This is a genomic window from Burkholderia pyrrocinia, from assembly GCF_022809715.1.
GTDB lineage: Bacteria > Pseudomonadota > Gammaproteobacteria > Burkholderiales > Burkholderiaceae > Burkholderia > Burkholderia pyrrocinia_C.
This window is the reverse complement of the sequence record NZ_CP094460.1, coordinates 1311483-1334756: the sequence shown is the minus strand read 5'-3', so window position 1 is coordinate 1334756 and position 23274 is coordinate 1311483. Positions and strand designations below refer to the sequence as shown.

General features: G+C 68.9%; 20 protein-coding genes. 12 read left to right on the top strand and 8 right to left on the bottom strand.

The annotated features are described in order from the left end of the window. Positions 1-10: 10 nt before the first annotated feature. The 3 genes from MRS60_RS22875 (at position 11) to MRS60_RS22865 (ending at position 8230) form a co-directional block, all read left to right on the top strand. Positions 11-5479, top strand: a complete 5469-nt coding sequence (locus tag MRS60_RS22875; protein WP_243566744.1) for an autotransporter domain-containing protein — start codon at positions 11-13, stop codon at positions 5477-5479. A 180-nt stretch (positions 5480-5659) separates the two neighbouring features. Beyond that, the gene (locus MRS60_RS22870; RefSeq protein ID WP_034180597.1) at positions 5660-7882 is read left to right on the top strand and encodes an amylo-alpha-1,6-glucosidase; all 2223 of its coding nucleotides are present in this window, start codon (positions 5660-5662) and stop codon (positions 7880-7882) included. A 96-nt stretch (positions 7883-7978) separates the two neighbouring features. Further along, entirely contained in the window at positions 7979-8230 is a 252-nt protein-coding gene (locus tag MRS60_RS22865; protein ID WP_034180596.1) for a hypothetical protein, read from the top strand. A 496-nt stretch (positions 8231-8726) separates the two neighbouring features. Here the strand turns inward: MRS60_RS22865 and penR are convergent, their stop codons facing one another. Beyond that, the gene (gene penR / locus MRS60_RS22860) at positions 8727-9617 is read right to left on the bottom strand and encodes a beta-lactamase transcriptional regulator PenR (RefSeq protein ID WP_034180595.1); all 891 of its coding nucleotides are present in this window, start codon (positions 9615-9617) and stop codon (positions 8727-8729) included. Between the two features lie 128 nt (positions 9618-9745). Between penR and blaPEN-bcc the strand changes: the two genes are divergently transcribed. Beyond that, positions 9746-10666 (top strand): PEN family class A beta-lactamase, Bcc-type, encoded by a 921-nt coding sequence (gene blaPEN-bcc / locus MRS60_RS22855; RefSeq protein WP_034180594.1) that lies wholly within the window; start codon positions 9746-9748, stop codon positions 10664-10666. Positions 10667-11131: 465 nt separating this feature from the next. Here blaPEN-bcc and MRS60_RS22850 read toward each other — a convergent pair whose 3' ends face one another. Then, a complete protein-coding gene (locus MRS60_RS22850) occupies positions 11132-11332 on the bottom strand; it encodes a membrane protein (RefSeq protein ID WP_034180593.1) in 201 nt (66 codons plus the stop codon). Between MRS60_RS22850 and MRS60_RS22845 the strand changes: the two genes are divergently transcribed. After that, the gene (locus tag MRS60_RS22845) at positions 11331-11723 is read left to right on the top strand and encodes a hypothetical protein (RefSeq protein WP_243566743.1); all 393 of its coding nucleotides are present in this window, start codon (positions 11331-11333) and stop codon (positions 11721-11723) included. The genes MRS60_RS22850 and MRS60_RS22845 overlap by 2 nt on opposite strands. Before the next feature lie 181 nt (positions 11724-11904). Here the strand turns inward: MRS60_RS22845 and MRS60_RS22840 are convergent, their stop codons facing one another. The 4 genes from MRS60_RS22840 to MRS60_RS22825 form a co-directional block, all read right to left on the bottom strand. Then, a complete protein-coding gene (locus MRS60_RS22840; protein WP_034180591.1) occupies positions 11905-12273 on the bottom strand; it encodes an antibiotic biosynthesis monooxygenase family protein in 369 nt (122 codons plus the stop codon). Between the two features lie 34 nt (positions 12274-12307). Beyond that, positions 12308-12754 (bottom strand): MarR family winged helix-turn-helix transcriptional regulator, encoded by a 447-nt coding sequence (locus tag MRS60_RS22835; RefSeq protein ID WP_034180590.1) that lies wholly within the window; start codon positions 12752-12754, stop codon positions 12308-12310. Between the two features lie 201 nt (positions 12755-12955). Then, positions 12956-14332 carry an ATP-binding protein gene (locus tag MRS60_RS22830; RefSeq protein WP_034180589.1) on the bottom strand — a complete coding sequence of 459 codons (1377 nt, stop codon included), beginning with the start codon at positions 14330-14332 and terminating at the stop codon, positions 12956-12958. Continuing rightward, the gene (locus tag MRS60_RS22825) at positions 14329-14991 is read right to left on the bottom strand and encodes a response regulator (protein ID WP_105392178.1); all 663 of its coding nucleotides are present in this window, start codon (positions 14989-14991) and stop codon (positions 14329-14331) included. Before MRS60_RS22825 ends, MRS60_RS22830 begins: the two co-directional genes overlap by 4 nt. Before the next feature lie 232 nt (positions 14992-15223). Here MRS60_RS22825 and MRS60_RS22820 point away from each other — a divergent pair, with 232 nt between their 5' ends. The 6 genes from MRS60_RS22820 to MRS60_RS22795 all read left to right on the top strand — a co-directional run bounded on the left by MRS60_RS22820 (position 15224) and on the right by MRS60_RS22795 (position 21330). Then, complete coding sequence (locus tag MRS60_RS22820; protein ID WP_034180587.1) at positions 15224-15577, top strand: NirD/YgiW/YdeI family stress tolerance protein; 354 nt, start codon at positions 15224-15226, stop codon at positions 15575-15577. Positions 15578-15632: 55 nt separating this feature from the next. Beyond that, a complete protein-coding gene (locus MRS60_RS22815) occupies positions 15633-16493 on the top strand; it encodes a MurR/RpiR family transcriptional regulator (protein WP_034180586.1) in 861 nt (286 codons plus the stop codon). Between the two features lie 231 nt (positions 16494-16724). After that, complete coding sequence (locus MRS60_RS22810) at positions 16725-18392, top strand: ankyrin repeat domain-containing protein (RefSeq protein WP_243566742.1); 1668 nt, start codon at positions 16725-16727, stop codon at positions 18390-18392. A gap of 179 nt (positions 18393-18571) precedes the next feature. Then, entirely contained in the window at positions 18572-19420 is an 849-nt protein-coding gene (locus MRS60_RS22805; RefSeq protein WP_243566741.1) for an isocitrate lyase/PEP mutase family protein, read from the top strand. Between the two features lie 357 nt (positions 19421-19777). Then, complete coding sequence (locus MRS60_RS22800) at positions 19778-20044, top strand: YodC family protein (protein ID WP_034180583.1); 267 nt, start codon at positions 19778-19780, stop codon at positions 20042-20044. A 110-nt stretch (positions 20045-20154) separates the two neighbouring features. Beyond that, complete coding sequence (locus MRS60_RS22795; protein ID WP_243566740.1) at positions 20155-21330, top strand: cytochrome P450; 1176 nt, start codon at positions 20155-20157, stop codon at positions 21328-21330. A gap of 15 nt (positions 21331-21345) precedes the next feature. On the opposite strand, the gene MRS60_RS22790 is transcribed toward MRS60_RS22795, so the two are convergent. Both MRS60_RS22790 and MRS60_RS22785 read right to left on the bottom strand, forming a co-directional pair. After that, on the bottom strand, positions 21346-21672 hold the full coding sequence (locus MRS60_RS22790) for a superinfection immunity protein (protein WP_034180582.1): 327 nt from the start codon (positions 21670-21672) through the stop codon (positions 21346-21348). A 90-nt stretch (positions 21673-21762) separates the two neighbouring features. Next, entirely contained in the window at positions 21763-22182 is a 420-nt protein-coding gene (locus MRS60_RS22785) for a rhodanese-like domain-containing protein (RefSeq protein ID WP_034180581.1), read from the bottom strand. A gap of 114 nt (positions 22183-22296) precedes the next feature. On the opposite strand from MRS60_RS22785, the gene ftrA reads away from it, so the two are divergent. Continuing rightward, on the top strand, positions 22297-23259 hold the full coding sequence (ftrA, locus tag MRS60_RS22780; RefSeq protein WP_105391208.1) for a transcriptional regulator FtrA: 963 nt from the start codon (positions 22297-22299) through the stop codon (positions 23257-23259). Positions 23260-23274: the final 15 nt, after the last annotated feature.

Genomic DNA, 23274 nt, shown 5'->3' with positions numbered 1-23274 from the left:
AGGCACCACGGTGACCTGTTCCGGCGTTGCGAACCCGCTGGCTCCCAGTTACGCGAACAGCGCGAACAACCTGAACGCGACGGTCAACCCCGGCGCGAGCGTCGGCGTGCTGCTCGGCGTCGGCGGCACGGCGATGTCGCTGACCGGCAACAACAACACGCTGACCAACAACGGCACGATCGATCCTTCCGCGCTCGGCTCGGGGCTCGGCGTGCTGTCGAGCGGCGCGGTCGTCGGCAATGCGTCGGCGAGCGCGAGCACCACCGTCGTCAACAACGGCACGATGAACGGCTCGACGGGGGTGGCGATCAGCGGCGTGACGGGCATGGCGCTGTCGGTCCAGAACGGCACGGGCGGCACGTCGCACATCACGAACACCGGCACGATCGGGTCCAACCCGCTGGTCGGCGCGACCCTCGTCGGCGCGGACGCGCCCGTGGTTGCCGCATATGGCGGCGGCACGGTCAATATGAGCAACAGCGGAACGATCAACGGCCGCGTATCGTTCGGCACGAACGGCACGCCCGGGCAGGGCAATACGTTCACCAACTCCGGCACGATCAACGGCGGCGTGTCGATGGGCGCGAACAGCACCAACACGTTCAATGCCGTGACCGGCTCGTCGGTCAACACGGCGGGCGGAACCGGCGGCGCGTTCAACATCACGGTCGGTCCGAACACGCTCAACGTGGCGGCGACCGGTATCGTCGACGGCGGCGCGGGCGGCAACAACACGCTCAATCTGCAGCAGGGCGCCACCCCGAACGGTACGATCGCGGTCAACAACTACATCAACTTCAACCACCTCGACGTCAACAGCGGCAACTGGGCGATCAACGGTGCATCCACCGCGCAGGATGCGACGCTGAACGGCGGTGTCGCGATCATCGGCGACAACGCGTCGCTCGGCACCGGCACCATCACGGCCAATGGCGGCGCGCTGCAGGCGGGCACGGCAGGGCTCAACGTCGCCAACGGCGTGACGCTCAATGCCGGCGGGCTGACGGTGCAGGGCGCGACCGGGCTCACGCTGTCGGGTACGGTGACGGGCACCGGCGCGCTGACGAAGAACGACGGCGGCACGCTGACGCTGTCCGGTGCGAGCACGTACTCGGGCGGCACGAACCTGAACGGCGGCGGTTTGGTCGTCGGCAACAATACGTCGCTGGGCACGGGCGCGCTGAACGTCAACACGAACGCGTCGCTCGACACGAGCGCAAACGTGACGCTCAACAACGTGGTCAATCTCGCCACCGGCACGACGCTGACGATCGGCGGCAGCAACGATCTCGGGCTGGCCGGCACGATCGGCGGAGCCGGCGGCCTCGTGAAGAACGGCGCGGCGATCACCACGCTGACCGGCGCGAATACGTATACCGGCGGCACGACGATCAACAGCGGGACGCTCGCGCTGGGCGCGGGCGGTAGCCTGGCGGCGACGGGCACGGTCAACCTGGCCGGCGCGGGCGCGACGTTCGACGTGAGCAGCGCATCGGGCGCGCAGACGATCGGCTCGCTGGCCGGCGCGGCCGGCACGAACGTGAACCTCGGCGGCAATTCGCTGACGCTCAACGGCAGCGCCAATGCGACCTATGCCGGCACGATCGGCGGGGCGGGCAGCGTGACGCTGTCAGGCGCCGGCACGCAAACGCTGACGGGCACGAACACGTATACGGGCGGCACGAACCTGAATGGCGGCAACCTCGCCGTCGGCAGCAATACGTCGCTCGGCATCGGCGCGGTGAACGTGAACGGTTCGTCGACGCTCGATGCGACCGCCAACGTGTCGCTCACGAACGACGTCAATATCGCGACGGGCACGACGCTGACGCTCGTCGGCAACAACGGTGTCGGCCTGAGCGGCGTGATCGCCGGCGGCGGCGGGCTCGTGAAGAACGGCGCGGCGGCGGTGACGCTGTCCGGCGCGAACACCTATACGGGCGGCACGACGCTGAACGCCGGCGGCCTGGTGCTCGGCAACGGCTCGGCGCTCGGCACCGGCGCGCTGACCGTCGGCGGCGCGGCGACGCTCGATACGACCACGAGCCTGACGGTCGGCAACGCAATCGATCTCGGAACGGCCACTACGCTGACGCTCGGCGGCAGCAACGCCCTCGGGTTGAGCGGTGCGATTTCCGGTGCGGGCAGCCTCGTGAAGGACGGCGCGGCGACCACCACGCTGACGGGCGCGAACACGTATACGGGCGGCACGACGATCAACGCGGGCACGCTGGCGATCGGCGCGGGCGGCAGTCTCGCGGCAACGGGCACGGTGAATCTCGCCAACGCCGGTGCGGCGCTCGACATCAGCACGGGCGGCGCGCAGGCGATCGGTGCGCTGTCGGGCGTGGCGGGCACGAACGTGAGCCTCGGCGGCAACGTGCTGACGCTCGGCGGCACGGCCAGCGGCACCTTCAGCGGCGCGATCTCCGGCACCGGCGGCCTGACGCTGGCCGGCACCGGCACGCAGACGCTGAACGGCGCGAGCACCTATACGGGCGGCACGAACCTGAACAGCGGCGGCCTCGTGCTCGGCAACGCAGCGGCGCTCGGCACCGGCGCGCTGAACGTCGGCGGCGCGGCGACGCTCGATACGACCACGAACCTGACGCTCGCCAACGCCGTCAATCTCGCCGGCACCGGCTCGACGCTGACACTCGGCGGCAGCAACGCTCTCGGGCTGGCCGGCTCGATCGGCGGCGCCGGCAGCCTCGTGAAGAACGGCACGACGACGACGACGCTGACCGGCGCAAACACGTACTCGGGCATCACGACGATCAACAGCGGCACGCTCGCGCTCGGCGCGGGCGGCAGCTTCGCGTCGACCGGCGCGGTGAACCTGGCCGGCGCGGGCGCGGCGCTCGACCTGAGCGGTGCAACGGGTGCGCAGTCGCTCGGCGCGTTGTCGGGCGTCGCGGGAACGAACATCAGCCTTGGGGGCAACGCACTGACGCTCGGCGGGACCGCCAGCGGCACGTTCAGCGGGACGATCGGCGGCGCGGGCAGCGTGACGCTGGCCGGCACCGGCACGCAGACGCTGAACAGTGCGAATACCTATACCGGCGGCACGAACCTGAACAGCGGCAGCGTCGTGCTCGGCAACGCCGCGGCACTCGGCACCGGCGCGCTGAACGTCGGCGGCGCGGCGACGCTCGATACGAACGCGAGCCTGACGGTGAGCAACGGGGTCAATCTCGGCACGGGTGCGGCGCTCACGCTGGGCGGCAGCAACGCGCTCGGGCTGAGCGGTGCGATTTCCGGCGCGGGCGCACTTGTGAAGAACGGCGCGGCGACCACGACGCTGACCGCTGCGAACACCTACACCGGCGGCACGACGATCAACGCGGGCACGCTGGCGCTCGGCGCGGGCGGCAGCCTCGCGTCGACGGGCGCGGTGAACCTGGCCGGCGCGGGCGCGACGTTCGACGTGAGCGGTGCGGCGGGCGCGCAGACGATCGGCGCGCTGGCCGGCGCGGCCGGCACGAACGTGAATCTCGGCGCGAATGCGCTGACGCTGAACGGTGCCGGCACCGCATTCGGCGGCACGATCGGCGGCACGGGCGGCGTCACGGTGGCGAGCGGCACGCAGGTGCTGACCGGCAGCAACACGTATACGGGCGGCACCACGATCGCGGCCGGCGGCACGCTGCAACTCGGCAACGGCGGCACGTCGGGCAGCATCGCCGGCAACGTCGTCGACAACGGCGCGCTGGTGTTCAATCAGTCCGGCAGCGTGACGGTTGCAAGCGTGCTGTCCGGCACCGGTTCGCTGACGCAGGCCGGCAGCGGGCAACTGACGCTGACGGGCACGAATACGCTGAGCGGCCCGACCACCGTCAGCGCCGGCACGCTCGCCGTCAACGGTTCGCTCGCCCAATCGGCCGTGACCGTGCAGAACGGCGCGACGCTGACGGGCACCGGCACGATCGGCGGCCTCGTGGTGCAGGGCGGCGCGACGGCCGCCGCGTCGCAGCCGGGCGCGGCACTGAACGTGGCCGGCAACGTCACGTTCCAGCCGGGTTCGACGTTCCAGGTCGCGGCCACGCCGCAGCAAAGCGGCAGCGTCGCCGCGACGGGCACGGCGACGCTGAACGGCGGCACCGTGCAGGTGCTCGCGAACCAGACCGGCTATCAGCCGGGCACCACCTACACGATCCTCACCGCCTCGTCGGGCGTGCAGGGCGCATTCAGCCAGGTGACGGCGAACTACGCGTTCCTAATGCCGACGCTCAGCTACGATCCGGATCACGTGTACCTGCAACTGGTCGGGAACGGCACCGCGCTGCCCGACGTCGCGACGACGCCGAACCAGCGCGCGGTCGCGACCGCGCTCGGCGGGCTCGGCGCCGGCAACCCGCTGTACGACGCGGTCCTGACGACCGACGCGGGCACCGCGCGCCGCGCATACGGGCTGCTCGACGGCGAACTGCACGCGAGCCTGAAGAGCATGCTGCTGCTCGACAGCCGTTATGTGCGCGACGCGGTGACCGATCGGGTCCGCCAGGGTCTCGCGCCCGGATCGGGCCCGCTCGCCGCGCTGTCTTCGGGCGGTGCCGCGCTGTGCGGCGACAACACGGCCGGCGCGGTCGACCCGACGCTGCCGCCGGAACGCCGGATCGGTTCGCGCGACGGCTGCTACGGCGGTACGCCATACCAGCCGGTCGTCTGGGGGCAGGCGTTCGGCGGCCGCAGCCGGCTTGCCGGCGATGGCAACGCATCGACGATCAAGCGCAGCATGACGGGCTTCATCGCCGGTGCCGACATGGCGTTCAACGACAAGTGGCGCGCGGGCCTGGCCGCGGGCGTCACGCACGGCTCGCTCGACAACGACCAGAGTTCGTCGGCGTCGGTGAACAGCTACTACCTGTCGCTGTACGGCGGTGCGCAGTACGGTGCGCTCGGCGTGCGCGGCGGCGCGTCGTACACGTGGTACCGGATCAACAGCGACCGTAATCCGGGCTTCGCGGGCTTCTCCGATCACGACTCGGCCGGTTACAACGCGAATTCGGCGCAGGTGTTCGGCGAAGTCGGCTACGCGCTGCCGGTCGGGCCCGTCGCGATCGAACCGTTCGCGGGCATCGCGTACGTGAACCTGCATACCGACGGCTATACGGAAAGCGGCGGCGCGGCAGCGCTGCGCGCCGGCGGCGAGACGACCCACGTCGGCTTCTCGACGCTCGGCCTGCGCGCGGCGTCGCAGCTCGGCTCGATCGCGAGCGGCACGTTCACCGCGCGCGGGACGGTCGGCTGGCGCCACGCGTTCGGCAACGTGCGGCCGTCGTCGACGTTCGCGTTCGCGAACGGCGGCACGTCGTTCCAGGTGTCGGGCGTGCCGATTGCTCGCGACAGCGCAGTGCTCGAGGCCGGCATCGACGCGAACATCACGAAGCGCCTGACGCTCGGCCTCACGTACAGCGGCCAGTACGGCAGCGGCGTGCGCGACAACGCGGTGCTGGGCAACATCCTGTGGAAGTTCTGACCGGCGCGTAATACGCCCACGTCGGCGCCGGCCTCGGCGCTAGCCCGCGACGCCATGCGGTGACGGAAACGTCGCATGGCGTCGCGGCCGTTTCGTCGCTGCGCGCGTCCCCCGTTCTGGCCTATCCTGTGCGAAACACGCGACGCGCGCCGCGCGTTGCGCCTCGACACAGGAGCATCGATGCCGAATCACGCCGAAGCCACGACGACGCAGGCGCCGCAAGTCGCGCCTGTTGCCCCGACCCCAGCGTCAGGCCCTGCATTCATCGCACCCGAAGCCGATCCGCAGGCGCTCGCGCGCGGCAACCAGTACGTGCTGAAATCCGGCGACGCATTCGTGGTCGGCGATGCGCTCGGCGACATCGGCGGCCACGACGACGGCCTGTTCGTCGACGACATGCGCGTGCTGTCGAAATGGCGCCTGACGTTCGGCGGCCGCGCGCCGTCGCTGCTGTCGGGCGCGACGAGCGCCGACAACGCATCGTTTACCGCACACCTGACCAACCGCCCGCTGCCGCCGCTCGGCGGCAAGGAGACGCCGGAGGGCGTGATCCATATCGAACGGATGCGCGTGCTCGCGGGCGACATACTGTACGAAGCGCTGACGCTGACGAACTACGGCGCGAGCGAAGCCGAGGTGCCGCTGTCGCTGTCGTTCGCGGCCGATTTCAAGGACATGTTCGAGGTGCGCGGCACGCAGCGCCCGAAGCGCGGCACGGTGGCTGCGCCGCGCGTCGATGCGGGCGCGGTGCGGCTGCGCTACGACGGCCTCGACGGCGTCGAGCGCAACGTGACCGTGCATTTCTCGCCGGCGCCCGACGCACTGTCGGTCGATCGCGCCGACTACACGCTGACGATCGCCGCGCAGGCGTGCGTGTCGATCTACCTGACCGTCGACGCGACGCTCGGCCCGGCGCACATCGAAGGGCCCGGGTGCGGCCGCGTCGCGCTGCGCACCGCGCTGGTCGGCGTGCACCGCGAGATGCGCGCGCGGCGCGAGTCGATGGCGCGCGTGAACACCGGCAATCCGCTGTTCGACGCATGGCTCGACCGTTCGCTCGCGGATCTCGGGCTGCTCACGACGCAGCTCGACACGGGGCCGTACCCGTATGCGGGCATTCCGTGGTTCTCGACGCCGTTCGGCCGCGACGCGGTGATCACGTCGCTGCAGATGCTGTGGCTGCAGCCGTCGCTCGCACGCGGCGTGCTGCGTTTCCTGGCCGAGCATCAGGCGCGCGAAACGTCCGCGTTCCGCGACGCGGAGCCCGGCAAGATCATGCACGAGTTCCGCCGCAGCGAGATGGCCGCGACGGGCGAGGTGCCGTTCGCGCTGTACTACGGCGGCGTCGACACGACTCCGCTGTTCATCGTGCTGGCCGGCGCGTATGTCGAACGCACCGGCGACGATGCGCTGATCGACGAGCTGTGGCCCGCGCTCGAGCGCGCCGCGCAATGGGTGATCGACAAGTGCGACCGCAATCCTTACGGACTGCTCGATTATCAGCGCACGTCGGAGCGCGGCCTCGCGAACCAGGGCTGGAAGGACAGTCACGATTCGGTGTTTCATGAGGACGGCCGCTTCCCGGACGGGCCGATCGCGCTCGTCGAAGTGCAGGCCTATGCGTGCGCGGCGCTCGATGCGATGTCGGCATGCTCGCACCGGCGCGGCCACGCGGCCGACGCCACGCGCTACGCGCTGCGCGCGAAGGCGCTGCGCGAGCAGGTCGACGCGCTGTTCTGGATGCCGGAAGGCGATTTCTACGGGATCGCGCTCGACGGTCATGGCGACCTGTGCCGCGTGTTCGCATCGAACGCGGGCCACCTGCTCGCGTTCGGCCTGCCCGACGCCGAGCGCGGCGCGGCGGTCGCCGGCGTGCTCGGCTCGACGCTGTTCCAGACGGGCTGGGGCATCCGCACGCTGGCGGCCGGCCAGCCGCGCTTCAACCCGATGGCGTATCACAACGGCTCGGTGTGGCCGCACGACAATGCGCTGATCGCACGCGGCCTCGCGCGCTACGGCGACAAGACGGCTGCGGTGAACCTGCTGCGCGCGCTGTTCGAGGCGGCGGTGAGCTTCGAGATGCGGCTGCCCGAGCTGTTCTGCGGGTTCCCGCGCCGGCGCGGCGAACCGCCGACCGCGTATCCGGTTGCGTGCCTGCCGCAGGCGTGGGCGGCCGGTGCGCCGTTCATGATGCTGCAGGCGTGCCTCGGCGTGAGCATCGATGCATCGCGCCACGAGGTGCGCGTCGAGCGCCCGACGCTGCCGGAAGGTGTCGACTGGCTGCGGATCGATGCGCTGCGCGTCGGCGACGAAACCGTGTCGCTGACGTTCCGCCGCGTCGACGGCCATGTCGTCGCGTCGGCCGAGCAGCCGGGCCGCGTGAAGGTGGTCGCGGTGCTGTAGTGCGGCGACGTGCAAACGTTGCGCGATGTCGCGCCACGTTTGCACGCAGCGGCATAGAATCGTGACATGACCCTTGAACGATGGCGGAGGTAAACGATGACGACCGACAACCGGCCCGACGACGGTGAACAGAAGCTCGAGAATCTGGAGGCGGCGGTCGACCACCTGCACAAGTCGATCGAATCGCAGAGCATCGCGGTCGGCGCGGCGAAGGGCATCCTGTTCAGCCTGATCGAAACGCTCGGCGCACTGATCGGCGATCCCGACCTGCCCGAGCATGCGCGTTCGGGTTACGAGGCGCTGCGCGACAAGGCGAGCGAATTGCGCGGCGGGCTCGACCGGCATTGACGCGCGGATTGCGCCGGCGCCCGCCGCACGGGCGGCGCCGGCGCTGCCCGATTCTGCAGACGAAGCACAAATTCCCTTGCGCTCAATGAGTTAGGCGGCCGATGCGCAGGATATCCACAAGCTTGCCAACACAATCTGTGGAGAACCGGCCGAGGGCACGGCACGCGCCCGGCGTGCGGTTCGAATGACCTTGCGCTGCCGCATCCTTGACCCGTCAAGGTCCGTAAATCGAATCCCCTTGTGTATCAATATGTTACGCATCTGGTCTGGCGGATATCCACAGGCTTGCCAACAAAATCTGTGGACAACTCGCGATCGATTGCGTCGCACTGGTTGAGGATCCGGCCTGAACGCGATCGGCCTGCGAGGCCCGCGCGCATGGGCTGCCCGATGTCTGCGTAGGCACGGTAATTCGTGCGCGATCAAGGGCTTAGGTCCCGGGTACCCAGGATATCCACATCCTTGCCAACACTTTCTGTGGACAAGCGCGGCCGCGTTACGCGGCCGGTGCCGTGTCGGCCGCTTCGGCCGCGATCCAGTCGCGAAAGAGCGTCATCGCGGGCGTGAGCGGTTTCGACTTCAGCGACGTGAGCCAGTAGCCGCCCGCGCGCACGTCGATGTCGAGCGGTCGCGCGAGCAGGCCGAGCTGCAGTTCGCGCGCGAACATGCAGGCCGGCGCGAGCGCGACGCCCGCGCCCTGCATCGCGGCCTCGACCATCAGCCGCGACGAATCGAACACCGGCCCGTTGACCGCCCACGGTTCGAGCTGCGCGGCGTCGAACCAGCCGAGCCATTCGTCGGTGCGGTACGAGCGCAGCAGCGTTTCATTCGCGAGATCGGCCGGCTGCGCGAGGCGCCGCGCGATTTCCGGCGCGCACAGCGCGGTGAGCGGCGCATCGAGCAGGCGCTCGTTGCGCGTCGCCGGCCAGTTGCCTTCACCGAAACGGATCGCGAAGTCGAGGCCCTCGGCGGCGAGGTCGACGACGTTGTTGTTGGTCCGCAGCCGCAGCTCGACGAACGGGTGCGTATCGCCGAACTGCTTCAGCCGTGGCATTAGCCAGCCTATGGCAAAGGTGCCGACGACACCGAGCGTCAGCACCTCGTGGAAACGCCCGCCGTCGAACTGCTTGAGCACCGTCTCGATGCGGCTGAACGCATCGCTCAGCACGGGCAGTAGAGCGCGCCCCTCGTCGGTGAGCCCGAGGCCGCGCGGCAGCCGCGTGAACAGCGTGCAGCCGAGCCGTTCCTCGAGCGAACGCACCTGCTGGCTGACCGCGGCCTGGGTCACGCTCAGCTCGAGGCCGGCGCGCGTGAAGTTCAGGTGGCGCGCGGACGATTCGAACGCGCGCAGCGCATTGAGCGGAAGATGAGGGCGGAGCTTAGTCATAAGATTTTCTTTTGTCAGCGCTCAATTATCGTTGCTTGTCAGGCAACCGTAAAGTCCCGATAGTGCTGTCTCGGCGGCCGGCCGTTTTCAACACCATTTCGCGTCCATTCCATCACGAGACAACCGACATGACCTACTCATCGAAACGTCGAACCCTGTTGCTGGCCGCCGCGACGGCGCCGCTCGCCCTGACCGTCGCGGCGTGCGCGTCGTCGCAGGCCGCTGCGCCGAACGAGGCTGCGACGCCGGACGTCGCAGCCGCTGCCGCCGCGGCGGCGCTTGCCCATCTCGAACGCGACGCGGGCGGCCGTCTCGGCGTGTGCGCGATCGACACCGCGAGCGGCCGGCGCGTGGCGCATCGCGCCGCCGAACGCTTCCCGTTCTGCAGCACGTTCAAGGCGATGCTGAGTGCGGCGGTGCTTGCGCAGAGCGTTGCGCGTCCGGGATTGCTGCAACAACGCGTGACGTACGGAAAGGCCGATCTCGTCAACTATTCGCCGGTGACGGAGAAGCATGTCGGCGCGGGCATGACGGTTGCCGAACTGTGCGAGGCCACGATCCAGTACAGCGACAACTCGGCCGCGAACCTGTTGATGAAGCTGATCGGCGGCCCGTCGGCGGTGACTGCATATGCTCGCTCGATCGGCGACGACACGTTCCGGCTCGATCGATGGGAGACCGAACTGAATACCGCACTGCCGGGCGACCTGCGCGACACGACGACGCCGGCCGCGATGGCCGCGAGCATGCGCGTGCTGACGCTCGGCGATGCGCTGCCGGCCGCGCAGCGTGCGCAGCTCGTCACGTGGCTGCGCGGCAACAAGGTCGGCGACAAGCGGATCCGCGCGGGCGTGCCGGCCGGGTGGACGGTCGGCGACAAGACGGGCACCGGCGACTACGGGACGACGAATGATGCGGGCGTCGTGTGGGCGCCGTCGCGTGCGCCGATCGTGCTGGCCGTGTACTACACGCAGGCGCGTGCCGATGCGCGGGCGAAGGACGATGTGATCGCCGACGTCGCGCGCGTCGTGGTTGCGGCATTCGGTTGAGCAGGGCGGTGCGGCGTGCGCGACGGGATGCGCTTGCAGGCCGTGCCGCAGTCGTGACCCGTGCGACCAAACGTTGTGCGATCAACGACTTAGCTCGCGCATGCTCAGGATATCCACATGCTTGCCAACAAAAATTGTGGACAAGCTCGCGGGCGGTCGCGTTCGTCGTGACGCGTTTGAAGCGGCGCGGACAAAGTCTTACGGATCAAGCGGTTGGCCGTGGTATGCGCAGGCTATCCACACGCTTGCCAACAAAATCTGTGGACAAGCGGGTACGCCGGCGCGGCAGGCTGCCCGTCACGCGTCGAGGCGATGCGCGAGCGGCGATTTGCCGGCCGCGTGCCGCATTCGAAGCGGCGCGGACAAAGTCTTACGGATCAAGCGCTTGGTCGCGGTATGCGCAGGCTATCCACATGCTTGCCAACAAAATCTGTGGACAAGCCCGAGCGTCCGCCGTCGCGGCGTTCAGCCTTGCCGATCGTCGACGGCGGGCCAGCGCGCGAACGCGAACACCCACAACATGATGAAGTTCAGGACCGGGACGAACATCGCCAGGATCCACCAGCCCGAATGCCCGGTGCGCCGGACGATGCGGACATACGGATAGACGACGACAGCGACGAGCACGAGCGAGACGAGCAACTGCCACGCGGTGAAGTGTTCCATGGCCTTCCTCGGAGTGATGTGTCGTGGTGTGCGCCGGCGGAACGGCCGGCACGTTGCGCCGACGCGCGAAGCCGGCGATGCGCGGCCGCGTGCGGCTCGCGTGATAGTGACGCGCGGCGGGCGCGAGCGTCAAGGCGCGGGCGGCGCGCCGCCGTCGCGCCGGATCATTCCGTATTCGCGCATGCTCGCGCCGCATGTTGCCGAAACGCTGACGCGGCGCATGAACCTGAGGCGGATCAACGGGTTAGCGCGCGCGTGCGCAAGATATCCACAAGCTTGCCAACAAAATCTGTGGGTAAGTGGCGCGGCGCATGGCCGGCACGCGTGTGGCGACCGCGACGTGCATCGCCGTGGCGTCGTGATGCGAAGTGCGGCGATGCGATGCGCGTGAAGGTCATTGCACGCGCCTCGTCTGCATCACGCGTGCCAAAGTCCATCGGATCAAGGGTTTAGCGCTGCGGTGCGCAGGATATCCACAAGCTTGCCAACATTTTCTGTGGAGAACTGCGCGTTCGCGATCGGCGGGCACGACACCAACCTATGCCACGTGTTGCCTCGATTCGCGCGGGAACTCACGCAGTGCAAATACCGGCCACGCCGACTTTCTGGAACAGGTGCGGGCTGGCGACGGCGGACGACGGATAGGCCGAGAGCTTGGCGACGAACTCGGGATGCGTGAAGGCCGCACGAAACGCGTGCGTCGATTCCCAGATCGCGTAGTTCAGGTAAGTCGGACTGTCGCCGAGCGCGCGATGAAGCTGGGTCGAGATGAATCCCGGCTGCCGCTTCATGAATTCGGCGTCGTCCTTCCACACGGCCAGAAAGTCCGCTTCGTCCGCGGGATCCAGCGTGAACACGTTGACGAGGACGACGGGCTCCGCGTCGATGGCGATCTGTTGCTGGATCGGAAATGCCGGATCCATCGGCTTGAACTGAGGCATGGGAACTCCTGAGGGGCGTGCGGCAATCGTGCGGTTACGCTTGGCCATCCTGGTCATGCGCGACGGACATCGCCGACAGCACGCGAATCGCCGCATCCAGGTCAGTTGAACTGAAGTCGCCGGCAATGTCGCGAACGTGCTGTTGCCATTGCCCGACCACGGCCTGATAGGCCGCGTCGCCGCGAGGGGTCAGCGCATACAGCGGCGAGCGCTTGTGCGCCGGGTTCGGCAGCGACCGGACCAGCCCTTCGTCGACCAGCACGTTGATCTGTTTCAGCACGGCCTGCCGGGTGATACCCATCGCGTCGGCGATCTGCGGGATGTTCGGGGCTTCCGGCGCCATCGAGATCGCGCCGAGCACTTGCCAGCGCGCACTGGTCAAGCCGTGCGGCCCGGCAAAGGCGTTGCCCCATTCGATCAGCAGACCGTTCAAGCGGAATACGGATAGCGCGACGGCGGTCAACTTTTCGGATTTCGTCATATTCGATCCGCGTGATGAATTGACAACTACTTTACGTAATAGACAACTGGTTGTCAAATTTGCGTGTATTTGCAACCGCATGGCGCATTTGCCGCGCACGCGTGATAATCCCTTTCCGATCAATGGCTTGGTGCCGTTAATGGAAGGTTGTCCACAAGCTTGCCAACATAATCTGTGGAAAAGCCGCCTGTCACGCACGCATCAGACTGGTGCAGGGAAGCGCACCGTGACAGTCAGCCCGCGCCCGCCGCGCGTGGTGCCGAGTGCGACCGTCGCGCGATGCTGTTCGGCGATCCGCTTGACGATCGACAGCCCGAGCCCGCTGCCCGACGACGTGACGGCCTGCGCACCCTCGCCGCGATAGAAACGTTCCCACACGTCGGTGCGCTCGGCTTCCGGGATCCCGGGGCCGTCGTCGGCGACTTCGAGCACGGGCGTCGTGCCGTCGATGCGCGCGGAAACATCGACGCGCGCGCCGTCGCCCGCATAGCGGATCGCGTTGTCGACGAGGTTGTTCAGCAGCACGCGCAGCGTGTCGATATTGCCCGCGGCCATCACGGGCGTTGCGACGATCGCGCCGAGATCGATCCGGTGCGCGTCGGCGACGCGCGCGCGGTCCGCGACCACCGACCGGCACAACGCGGCGAGATCGACGGGCGCTGACGCGGACGTGGCCGCTTGCGCATCGGGTTCGAGGCGCGCGAGCGTCAGCAGCTGTTCGGCGAGGTGGCCGAGGCGCGTCGTACCCGCATGGATCTGCGCGAGAATGCGCTCGCGCTCGTCGTCGGTCGCCGCGCGCCGCAGCAATTGCGACTGAATCGACAGCCCCATGATCGGCGTGCGCAACTCGTGCGCGGCATCGGCGATGAAGTGCCGCTGCAGCGTGAACGAGCGGTCGAGCCGCGCGAGCAGGTCGTTGATCGCTTCGGCGAGCGGCCGGACCTCGTTCGGCATCGATGCGACATCGACGGGTTCGAGATTGTTCGCATTCCTGCGTTTAAGGCCGGATGCGATCGTGCGCAGCGGCCGCAGTCCCGCGCCGATGCCGAACCACAGGCCGATCGCCAGCACCGGCAACATCGAGAACACCGGCCACAGCAGGTGCACGGCGATGCCTGCGATCGCTTCCCACCGCGCATGACGCGCCTGCGCGAGCCGGATCGTCGTGCCGCCGCGCTCGGTCACATAGGTGCGCCACGGCTGACCGCCGACGTCGATGCTCGCGATGCCCGTCTGCGCGGGCGGCGGCAGCTTCGAATCGCGGTCGGTCGAATACATGAGCGTGCCGTTGCGCCAGACCTGCAGCAGCACGGCATCGGGATCGCTGGCCTCGAAGCCGTGCTTGCCGTTGGCGCGGTTGCTGAACGACAGCTCGCCGTTCGGGCCGACGACGATCTGCTTCGACATGCTGCGCATCTGGTCGTCGAGCAGGTCGTCGAGTTCGCGCAGCGCGCCCCAGTAGGTGCCCGCGCTCGCGACCAGGCCGATCACGCACGCGGCCGGCAGCAGCCACATCAGCAGGCGCCGCCGCAGCGACGCGCTGCGCCAGCGCTCGATCGCGCGTTGCACGCGCATCATGCGCCGTCGCCGATCCGGTAGCCGACGCCGCGCACCGTGCGGATCATGTCGTGGCCGAGCTTCTTGCGCAGGTTGTGGATATGCACCTGCACCGCGTTGCTTTCGATTTCCTCGCCCCAGCTGTACAGCCGCTCCTCGAACTGCTCGCGCGAAATCACCGCGCCCGGCTCGCGCATCAGCTCGTGCAGCAGCACGAACTCCTTCGGCGACAGCGACACTTCTTCGTCGTCGAGCCAGACGAGGTGCTTGACGGGATCGAGCCGCAGCGGGCCGATTGCGAGCGTCGTCTGCGCACGGCCCGCATGGCGGCGGTTGACCGCGCGGATGCGGGCGAGCAGTTCGTCGAGCGCGAACGGCTTGACGAGATAGTCGTCCGCGCCGCTGTCGAGGCCGGCGATGCGGTCCGGCACGCCGTCGCGTGCGGTGATGATGATCGCGGGCAGGGTTTCGTCGCGGCGGCGCAGCGCGGCGAGCACCGACAGGCCGTCGCGGTTCGGCAGCCCGAGATCGAGCAGCAGCAGGCCGTAGCCGGTCGAGCGCAGCGCGAGCGACGCGGCGTCGCCGTCCTTCACCCAGTCGACCGCGAAGCCTTCCTGTTTGAGGCCCTGTTCGAGCCCGCTGCCGATCAGCGGATCGTCCTCGACGAGCAGTACGCGCATGAATTCGTGTCTCTTCAGCAGGGCGCCGCGGCGCCCGGGGTTCCCATGATAAGCGCACGCATCTTAGGCCGAGCTTAAATGCGGGCGGCGTGCGTCGGGCTTTCGACCCCGCCCGATGCGGCACCGTGTCGCCTCGGCGCGACCTTCAGGTTTGCTTAATCTTACGGTCCGTAATCTGGTGCCGTCGCGTTCAACGGGGCGCGGCATCACATCGAAGAAGAGGACCGACATCATGAAACAACTGGCCAGAATCCTGACGGTCGCGCTCGCCACGCTGCCTGCCGCCGTCTACGCGCAATACACGGGACCGTCCGCGCTGACCACGACGACCGTGAAGGAACTGCTTGCGAACGGCAAGGACGATCAGCACGTGCAATTGCAGGGCCGTATCGTCAAGCATGCCGGCGGCGAGGATTACGAGTTCGCCGACGCGACCGGCACGATCCGCGTCGAGATCGACAACAAGCTGTGGGCGGCCGGGCAGCCCGTCAGCGACAAGAGCGAAGTGAAGCTGACCGGCGAATTCGAGCGCAAGTGGTCGGGCAAGGTGAAGGTCGACGCCGACCACGTCGAAGTGCTGCGCTGACCGGTGCGCGCGGGGCCGGTGATACCATGAACGACCGGTTCCCGTTCCCACCAAGATGGCCGCCAATTTCGACGAACTCGCGTCCCGGATCCGGGCGCAATTTTCCGAGCTGAGCCCGCAATTCCAGGCGGGCGCCGCATTCCTGCTCGATCATCCCGACGAGGTCGCCACCGCGTCGATGCGCAAGGTCGCGCAGCGTGCGCAGGTGCAGCCTGCGTCGCTCGTGCGGCTCGCGCAGCAATTCGGTTTCCCCGGCTGGAACGAGTTGCGCGACCTGTGCGTCGCGCGCGTGCGCACGCGCCCCGAGCCGCTCACGCAGCGTGCGCGCTCGCTCGTGCGGCCCGACGCGAAGGCATCGCTCGCGCACGACCTGCTCGCCGCGCAGCAGCACAACCTGTCGGTCACCGCCGCGCAGAACGAGCACGCGCTCGCGGATGCGGCCAAACTGATCCGCAAGGCGTCGCACGTGCATGTCGCGGGGTTCCGCTCGTGTTATCCGGTCGCGTTCGGATTCGTGTACGGCTACCGGCTGTTTCGTCCGACCGTGTCGCTGCTCAACGGCGTCGCCGGTTCGCTCGAAATGGAGCTGCGGACGATCGCGAAGCAGAGCGTGACCGTGGTCGTCAGCTTCGCGCCGTATTCGGCGGAAGCGACGCGCGTCGCGCAGGCCGCGAAGGCGCAGGGCAGCCGGATCGTCGCGATCACCGACAGCGCGGTGTCGCCGATCGCGCTGCATGCGGACGCGCAACTGATCTTCACGCACGACAGCCCGTCGTTCTTCCCGTCGCTGGTGGCCGCGCATGCGATGGCCGAGGCGCTGGTCGCGCAGTTGCTCGCGCTCGAAGGCAGCGATGCGATCGCCGCGCTCGAGCGCACCGAAGCGGAGTTGCATGCGAAGGGCGCTTACGTCGTCTGACGCGGCACGTGCGGCTTCGGTAGCGGGCTGAGCGGCCGTACGGCCGCACGCAGGCGCTGCGCCACGGTTGACGATGTTGCCGGCTGTCGCCTAGCATGGCGAACAGCGATGCAGGTCGCTTCCGGGTCCGCGGAAAGGGTTGAACCCACCTGTCGCAGCAAATCCAGTCTTCTCCTGTCCTTTGTGCTGGCGGTATTGCGGACCTTCGGCCATTTCTGCACGAGGATCCGCATGAACAAGCTGCCTCCCAAGGCCCATCCCGATCATCTGAAAAAGCAGGCCAAGGAATTGTTGCGCCTGTACCGGCAGGGCGACGCGCAGGCTGTCGTACGCTTTGTCCGGTTTCTCCCGGCCGCCGCGAACCGAACGCACGACGAAGCGCTCGCGCTCGGGCTGCGCCTGCACGACGCGCAGTCGTGCATTGCGCGCGAGTACGGCTTCGCGTCGTGGGCCGATCTCGGTGCGTTCGTCGAAACGCAGGCGCTCACGCAGCAACGGCGGTCGCTGCTGATACGGCGCTGGCTTGACCTGGCATACGGCGGCGACGTGACCGGCGGCTTCGACGCGGCCCGGCCGCGCGTCGCCGCGCAACTGCTGCACGACCAGCCCGATCTGGTTTCGGAAGATCGGACTGTCGCGTGCGCGGCGGGAGATCTCGACGCCGTAAAGGCGGCCTTGGCCGCAGATCCCGGATGGATCGCGCGCGCCGGCGGCGCGCTGAATCTGCCGCCGCTGATCGCCGTCACACATTCGCGGCTCGGGCAGATGCCCGAGTTCGCCGTCAGGCTGCGCGAATGCGCGCGTCATCTGCTCGATGCGGGCGCCGATCCGGACCAGCGGATCGGCAACCGGTTTCCGCCGGCCTCGCTCGCCGCGCCCGACGAGTCGGGCCCGCTGTCGGCGCTGTATGGTGCCGCGGGCGTCAATCGCGATCCGGTTCTCACGGCCATGCTGCTGGAAGCGGGCGCCGACCCGAACGACGGCGAATCGCTGTATCACTCGCTGGAGAACCCGGCATGCACGCGCCTGCTGCTCGAACACGGCGCGCGGGTGGGCGGGACGAATGCGTTGCGGCGCGCGCTCGACATGCGCGATGCGACCGCGCTCGAATTGCTGCTCGCGCATGGCGGCGACCCGAACGAACCGGCCGGAGAGGGGCCGACGAAGATGTGGGGCGCGCCGTTGTTGCGGGCGATTGCGGTGCGCTGCTCGGCGCGCCATGTTGCCGCGCTGCTGGCGGCCGGTGCCGATCCCGGCGCGCGGACCGCGGCCGGCGTCAGTGCGTACCGGCTCGCCATGCAGACCGGGTTGCCCGACGTCGCAGCGTTGTTGCGCGCGGCCGGCGCGGAGGAGACGCTCGGCGCGGAAGACGCGTTCGTGGCGGCCTGCGCGCGCGCCGACGCCGACGCCGCGCGGCGGATCCAGGCGCGGCATCCAGACTTGCCCGGTGCGCTGCCCGAAGACCGGCTGCGGCTGCTGCCGGACGCCGCCGCGTGGGGCTCGAGCGACGCGGTGAAGGTCATGGTCGAACTGGGGTGGCCGGTGGCCGCGCGCGGCGGCGACTGGAGCGCGAGCGCGCTGAATCACGCAGTGTTTCGCGGCGACGCGAACCTGCTGGCGTTCCTGCTCGCGCACGGCGCAAGCTGGCGCGAGACGCACGGGTTCGGGAGCGACGCGCTCGGCACGTTGTCGTGGGCTTCCGTCAACGAACCGGCGGATGTCGGCCTTCCCGACTGGGAAGCGTGCGCGCGCGTGCTGATCGCATACGGTGTGCCGCAAGCGGTGCGCGACCCGTCGAATCAGGACGGCGTACTGATCGACGGTCGCGCGATGCAGTTCTCCGAGGCCGTCGCCGACGTGTTGCTCGGCATCGACGGCGGGCAGTCCGCCGCGACATGAACGAAGGCGGGCGGGCAGCGGGTGGGCTTGAGCGACTGCCCACCCGCTGCCGCCGGCCGCCGGCGCGCATCCTGCGTCGCCGACTTTTCCCTGTCGCACGGCGACATTTCGGCCATCGCTGAAACGTCGCGCGCACGGCCGGCGTAAGCTCACCCGTCAACACCTTCCGAGAGTCCGCGATGACCCGTTCCGACCTGCAAGCCCGCCAAGCCGAAATTTTCCGCGCGCTGCATACGCGCCCCGGCGCCTTCATCATCCCGAACCCGTGGGACGCCGGCACCGCCCGCCTGCTCGCGATGGCCGGTTTCGAGGCGCTCGCCACCACGAGTGCCGGCTACGCGTTTTCGAAAGGGCAGCCCGACAACGCGATCGACCGCGACGCGATGCTCGATCACATCGCCGATCTCGTCGCCGCGGGCGGTCTGCCGGTGAGCGCCGATCTCGAGAACGGTTTCGGCGACGCGCCCGACACGGTGGCCGAAACGATCCGGCTGGCGGCCGAGGCCGGCGCGGTCGGCGGCTCGATCGAGGATGCGACGGGCCGCGCCGATGCGCCGATCTACGCGCACGACGCGGCGGTCGAGCGCATCGCGGCGGCCGTCGACGCGGCGCGCGCGCTGCCGTTCCCGTTCACGCTGACCGCGCGTTGCGAAAACTACCTGCACGGCCGTCGCGACCTCGCCGACACGATCGCGCGGCTCGTCGCCTATCGCGACGCGGGCGCCGACGTGCTGTATGCGCCGGGCATCACCGACGCCGCCGAGATCGCGGCGGTGACGCAGGCGGTCGGCGCGCCCGTCAACGTCGTGATGGGGCTGCAGGGCGGGTTGCTGAGCCTCGACGAGCTGGCGGCGCTCGGCGTGAAGCGCGTCAGCGTCGGCGGCGCGCTGGCGCGGGCCGCGCTCGGCGCGTTCCTGCGCGCCGCGACGGAAATGGCGCGCGACGGCACGTTCACGTTCACCCAGGCGGCCGTGCCGGGGCGCGATATCAATCGCTGGTTTGCGGCGCCCGATAATTCGCCGGTTTAATTCGGGGAATGATCACCAATAAAACGTGGGATCGTTTCCAGTCGAAGCATTGATTGACAATAATCAACCGATTTCGCGTCGGGTTTAAACGCCGATGACGACGCGAAAACCATCGTTTATTCTCCGCATTCCGCCGGTTCGACCGGATTCGGCGCGCAAGCCGCGCCGAATCTGGCGGTCAGCCTTCCGCCGCGCGCGCCGATGCCGCGCATTGTTGCATTTTTCCGATCAGCGAATTTTCGTACGCGGGAGTTGCCGGTTATTTTTTTGATTGTTAATCTGCGGCATATTCAAATGACCGGTTGTGCGGGCCGCCGGGAATATCAATATATTCAATATATAAAAATCGAGAGAGCGATGACGATCCGAGAAAATCAGCGCGTCAGGTTTCGCGTCGGCGATGTCGTGACGCTGAAAACGGGCGGGCCGCGCATGACCGTCACTTATGCCGGGCCGGTCGTGTTCGACGACGCCGACTGGGTCATCTGCCAGTGGTTCGACGAACACGGCGAGTTCCGGCAGGAAATGTTCCATCACGACACGGTGGTGCCCGAGCCGCGCGCGATTTCGGCCGGGCGCGTCCGGATGCGCATGCAGTCGCAACGCTACCGGTCGGCTGCCTGAAGCCGGCCTGCCGTTGCGATGCTGCAATGCATGCGATACGCAGCGCCGGCGCGACGACATTTCACGCAAACCCGAAACATGCGGCAGCGCGCTGCGCCGATACTGCTCGCATGAACCCGAACCCGACCGATCCCATTGCCGCGGTGACGCACCGCGATCCCTATCCCTACTATGCGGCGCTCGTCGACGGGCCGCCGCTCGCGTTCGACGCCGCGCTCGGCCTGTGGGTCGCGAGCCGCGCAGCGGCCGTGACGGCCGTGCTCGGCCATCCGGCCTGCCGCGTGCGTCCGCTGGACGCGCCCGTGCCGCCTGCGTTGCGCGGCACGACGGCCGGCACGCTGTTCGGCGAGCTGGTGCGCATGAACGACGGCGCGTTGCGGCACGACGTGCCGAAGCAGGCGCTGCGCACGGCGTTCGCGCCGATCGACACCGGCGCGCTGCGCGCCCGCGCCGCGCAGCTTGCCGCGCGGCGGCTGCCGGCGCCGGGCGATGCCGACGCGCTGAATGCGTGGTGCATGACGGTGCCCGTCTGCGCGGTTGCCGATCTGCTCGGCTTCGACGAGACGCAGCTCGACGACATCGCGGCCCGGGTCGTCGACTTCGTCGCGGCGCTGTCGCCGCTGTCGGACGCGGCCGCGCTGGCCCGTGCGAGCGACGGCGCGCGGCAACTGCTCGAGCGGATGACCGAGCGCGTCGCGCAGACGCACGCGCACGACGGCACGCTCGTCGCTGCGGTGCAGCAGGCGGCCCGCGCGTCGGGCTGGCAGGCGAGCGGCGCGCTGGTCGCGAATCTGGTCGGGTTGCTGTCGCAGACCTGCGAGGCGACGGCCGCGTGGCTCGGCAACACGCTGGCGGCATGGAACGGGGAAGCGGAAACCGCGCGCGACGCGCCGGACGACGCCGCGCTCGACGCTTTCGTTGCAGAAGTCGGGCGCTTCGATGCGCCGGTGCAGAACACGCGCCGCTTCGTCGCGTCGCGCACGACGATCGAAGGCGTGACCGTCGAAGCCGGCGACGCGATCCTCGTCGTGCTCGCCGCGGCGAACCGCGACCCGGCCGCGCATCGCGACCCGCACCGGCTGATGCCGGGCCGCGCCGCCGGGCCGAATTTCGGCTTCGGCACGGGGCCGCATGGGTGTCCGGGCGAGCGGATCGCACGGGCGGTGACGGCGGGGGCGTTCGCGGCGTGGTTGCGCGCGGGCGGCTGGCCGCCGCGCGACGGGCTGACGTGGAATTACCGCGCGTCGACCAACGTCAGAATGCCGATGTTCGACGCGGCACGGTGAAGGGGAAAGAGGGACTTAACGGCAGCCTTGCTTCTCCGCCCATTGCTCCTGGGCGGCGACGCGGCGCTGCACGCGTTCGACGAGGCCGGTCGAGAAGGTCCGCATGCTGATGCCGCGGCGCTTCGCGAGGATCGTTTGCGCGACATCGGTGCGCGGGTTCGGCTGGCACGCCCAGTACAGCGTCATCAGCCAGCCGATGCCGGTCCACCCGAACAGCGCGTTGAACATCGCGATCGTCAGCTTGTCGTGCCGGCCGCGCCGGTCGGCAATGACGGCCGGCAGGAAATAGAGCGCGATCGCGACGACCGAACCGGCCACTTGAATCAGGACTGCATCATTCATTGTGCTGCTCCGTCCGAACTGCAATGGGGCCGATTGTCGCGCTTTTTCCGTTTGTGTGCCGGCAATTGATTGTTGCGTTTTTAATAACGATCAGCGGGCTTCGGCGTCCGCCGGCTGCAGTTCGTTGCTCAACGCGAAACCTTCGTCGAGCCAGCCCGTCACGCCGCCGATCATCAGCTTGACGGGGCGGCCGAGGCGCGCGAGTTCGATCGCCGCGCGCGCGGCGCCGTTGCAGTGCGGGCCCGCGCAGTAGACGACGAACAGCGTGTCGGCCGGATAGCCGGCGAGCTTGCCCGCGACGATCTTGCGACGCGGCAGGTTGCGCGCGCCGGGCACGTGGCCGGCGGCGAACTGGTCGGGGCCGCGCACGTCGAGCAGCACGAAATCGGGCGCGCCGGACGCGAGCGCGTCGTGCACGTCCCAGCAATCGGTCTCGAATCGCAGCGATGCCTCGAAATGCGCGAGGGCGGCGGGGCTGTCGGCGGCGGGCACGTCGGTGACGAAGGACATGGGCAGGCTCTCCTGGATGAACGGGCGCGGAATGCGCCGGGATGGAGGGCAGTATCGCGGTTCGGCGCGGTTCGCGGCAGTGGCGCGATCGACAAGTTCCGGTAACATCGCGCCATGCACAATCATCTCGTCGTCGCGCTCGCCTACGATCGCCTCTGCACGTTCGAATTCGGCTGCGTGGTCGAACTGTTCGCGCTCGAACGCCCCGAACTCGGGGTCGACTGGTATCGCTTCGCGGTGTGCGCGAGCGAGCCGGGGCCGGTGCGCGCGGCGGGCGGCATCACGGTCGCCGCGCCGTACCGGCTCGCGACACTCGATCGCGCGGATACCATCGTGATTCCCGGCTGGCGCGATTCCGAAGAACTGCCGCCGGAGCCGCTGCTGAAGAAGCTGCGGGCCGCGCATCGGCGCGGCGCGCGGCTCTGTTCGATCTGTTCGGGCGTGTTCGTGCTGGCGGCGGCCGGCGTGCTCGACGGGCTCACCGTGACGACGCACTGGCGTTACGCGCAGCGCCTGCAGGCGCGTTACCCGGCGCTGCGCGTGAATCCCGATGCGCTGTACGTCGACGAAGGGCAGATCGTCACGTCGGCTGGGTCGGCGGCCGGGCTCGACATGCTGCTGCATCTGGTGCGCCGCGATCACGGCGGCGCCATCGCGAACCGTGTCGCGCAACGCCTCGTGCTGCCGCCGCATCGCGACGGCGGGCAGGCGCAGTTCGTGCCGCGTCCGGTCGCGCCGGGCGGCAGCGACCGGCTCGCGAAGCTGATCGACTGGATGCGCGCGCACGCGGCCGAGCCGCATACGCTCGCGTCGCTTGCCGCGCAGGCTGCGATGAGCACGCGCACGCTGCAGCGTCAGTTCGCGGACGCGACGGGGATGTCGCCGCTCGCGTGGCTGATCCGCGAACGCGTGAACGTCGCGAAGGACATGCTCGAAGCGCAACCCGCGCTGCCGCTCGCGCAGGTCGCGGCGCGTGCGGGGTTCGGCTCCGAGGAATCGTTGCGCCGGCATTTCCGGCGCGTCGCGGCGACGAGCCCGGCCGCGTACCGGCGCGGAATGGATCGCGGCGGAAGATAGCAGGCGCCGGGTCGA

What these genes read in the sequence shown, in the direction of transcription:
- MRS60_RS22820 (WP_034180587.1), top strand. Translation starts at nt 15,224, where the DNA reads ATGAAACAACTGGCCAGAATCCTGACGGTCGCGCTCGCCACGCTGCCT.
- MRS60_RS22825 (WP_105392178.1), bottom strand. Translation starts at nt 14,991, where the DNA reads ATGCGCGTACTGCTCGTCGAGGACGATCCGCTGATCGGCAGCGGGCTC.
- MRS60_RS22785 (WP_034180581.1), bottom strand. Translation starts at nt 22,182, where the DNA reads ATGTCCTTCGTCACCGACGTGCCCGCCGCCGACAGCCCCGCCGCCCTC.
- MRS60_RS22800 (WP_034180583.1), top strand. Translation starts at nt 19,778, where the DNA reads ATGACGATCCGAGAAAATCAGCGCGTCAGGTTTCGCGTCGGCGATGTC.
- MRS60_RS22830 (WP_034180589.1), bottom strand. Translation starts at nt 14,332, where the DNA reads ATGATGCGCGTGCAACGCGCGATCGAGCGCTGGCGCAGCGCGTCGCTG.
- MRS60_RS22845 (WP_243566743.1), top strand. Translation starts at nt 11,331, where the DNA reads ATGGCCTTCCTCGGAGTGATGTGTCGTGGTGTGCGCCGGCGGAACGGC.
- MRS60_RS22870 (WP_034180597.1), top strand. Translation starts at nt 5,660, where the DNA reads ATGCCGAATCACGCCGAAGCCACGACGACGCAGGCGCCGCAAGTCGCG.
- MRS60_RS22815 (WP_034180586.1), top strand. Translation starts at nt 15,633, where the DNA reads ATGGCCGCCAATTTCGACGAACTCGCGTCCCGGATCCGGGCGCAATTT.
- MRS60_RS22835 (WP_034180590.1), bottom strand. Translation starts at nt 12,754, where the DNA reads ATGACGAAATCCGAAAAGTTGACCGCCGTCGCGCTATCCGTATTCCGC.
- MRS60_RS22795 (WP_243566740.1), top strand. Translation starts at nt 20,155, where the DNA reads ATGAACCCGAACCCGACCGATCCCATTGCCGCGGTGACGCACCGCGAT.
- ftrA (WP_105391208.1), top strand. Translation starts at nt 22,297, where the DNA reads ATGCACAATCATCTCGTCGTCGCGCTCGCCTACGATCGCCTCTGCACG.
- MRS60_RS22840 (WP_034180591.1), bottom strand. Translation starts at nt 12,273, where the DNA reads ATGCCTCAGTTCAAGCCGATGGATCCGGCATTTCCGATCCAGCAACAG.
- MRS60_RS22805 (WP_243566741.1), top strand. Translation starts at nt 18,572, where the DNA reads ATGACCCGTTCCGACCTGCAAGCCCGCCAAGCCGAAATTTTCCGCGCG.
- MRS60_RS22850 (WP_034180593.1), bottom strand. Translation starts at nt 11,332, where the DNA reads ATGGAACACTTCACCGCGTGGCAGTTGCTCGTCTCGCTCGTGCTCGTC.
- MRS60_RS22810 (WP_243566742.1), top strand. Translation starts at nt 16,725, where the DNA reads ATGAACAAGCTGCCTCCCAAGGCCCATCCCGATCATCTGAAAAAGCAG.
- penR (WP_034180595.1), bottom strand. Translation starts at nt 9,617, where the DNA reads ATGACTAAGCTCCGCCCTCATCTTCCGCTCAATGCGCTGCGCGCGTTC.
- MRS60_RS22790 (WP_034180582.1), bottom strand. Translation starts at nt 21,672, where the DNA reads ATGAATGATGCAGTCCTGATTCAAGTGGCCGGTTCGGTCGTCGCGATC.
- blaPEN-bcc (WP_034180594.1), top strand. Translation starts at nt 9,746, where the DNA reads ATGACCTACTCATCGAAACGTCGAACCCTGTTGCTGGCCGCCGCGACG.
- MRS60_RS22865 (WP_034180596.1), top strand. Translation starts at nt 7,979, where the DNA reads ATGACGACCGACAACCGGCCCGACGACGGTGAACAGAAGCTCGAGAAT.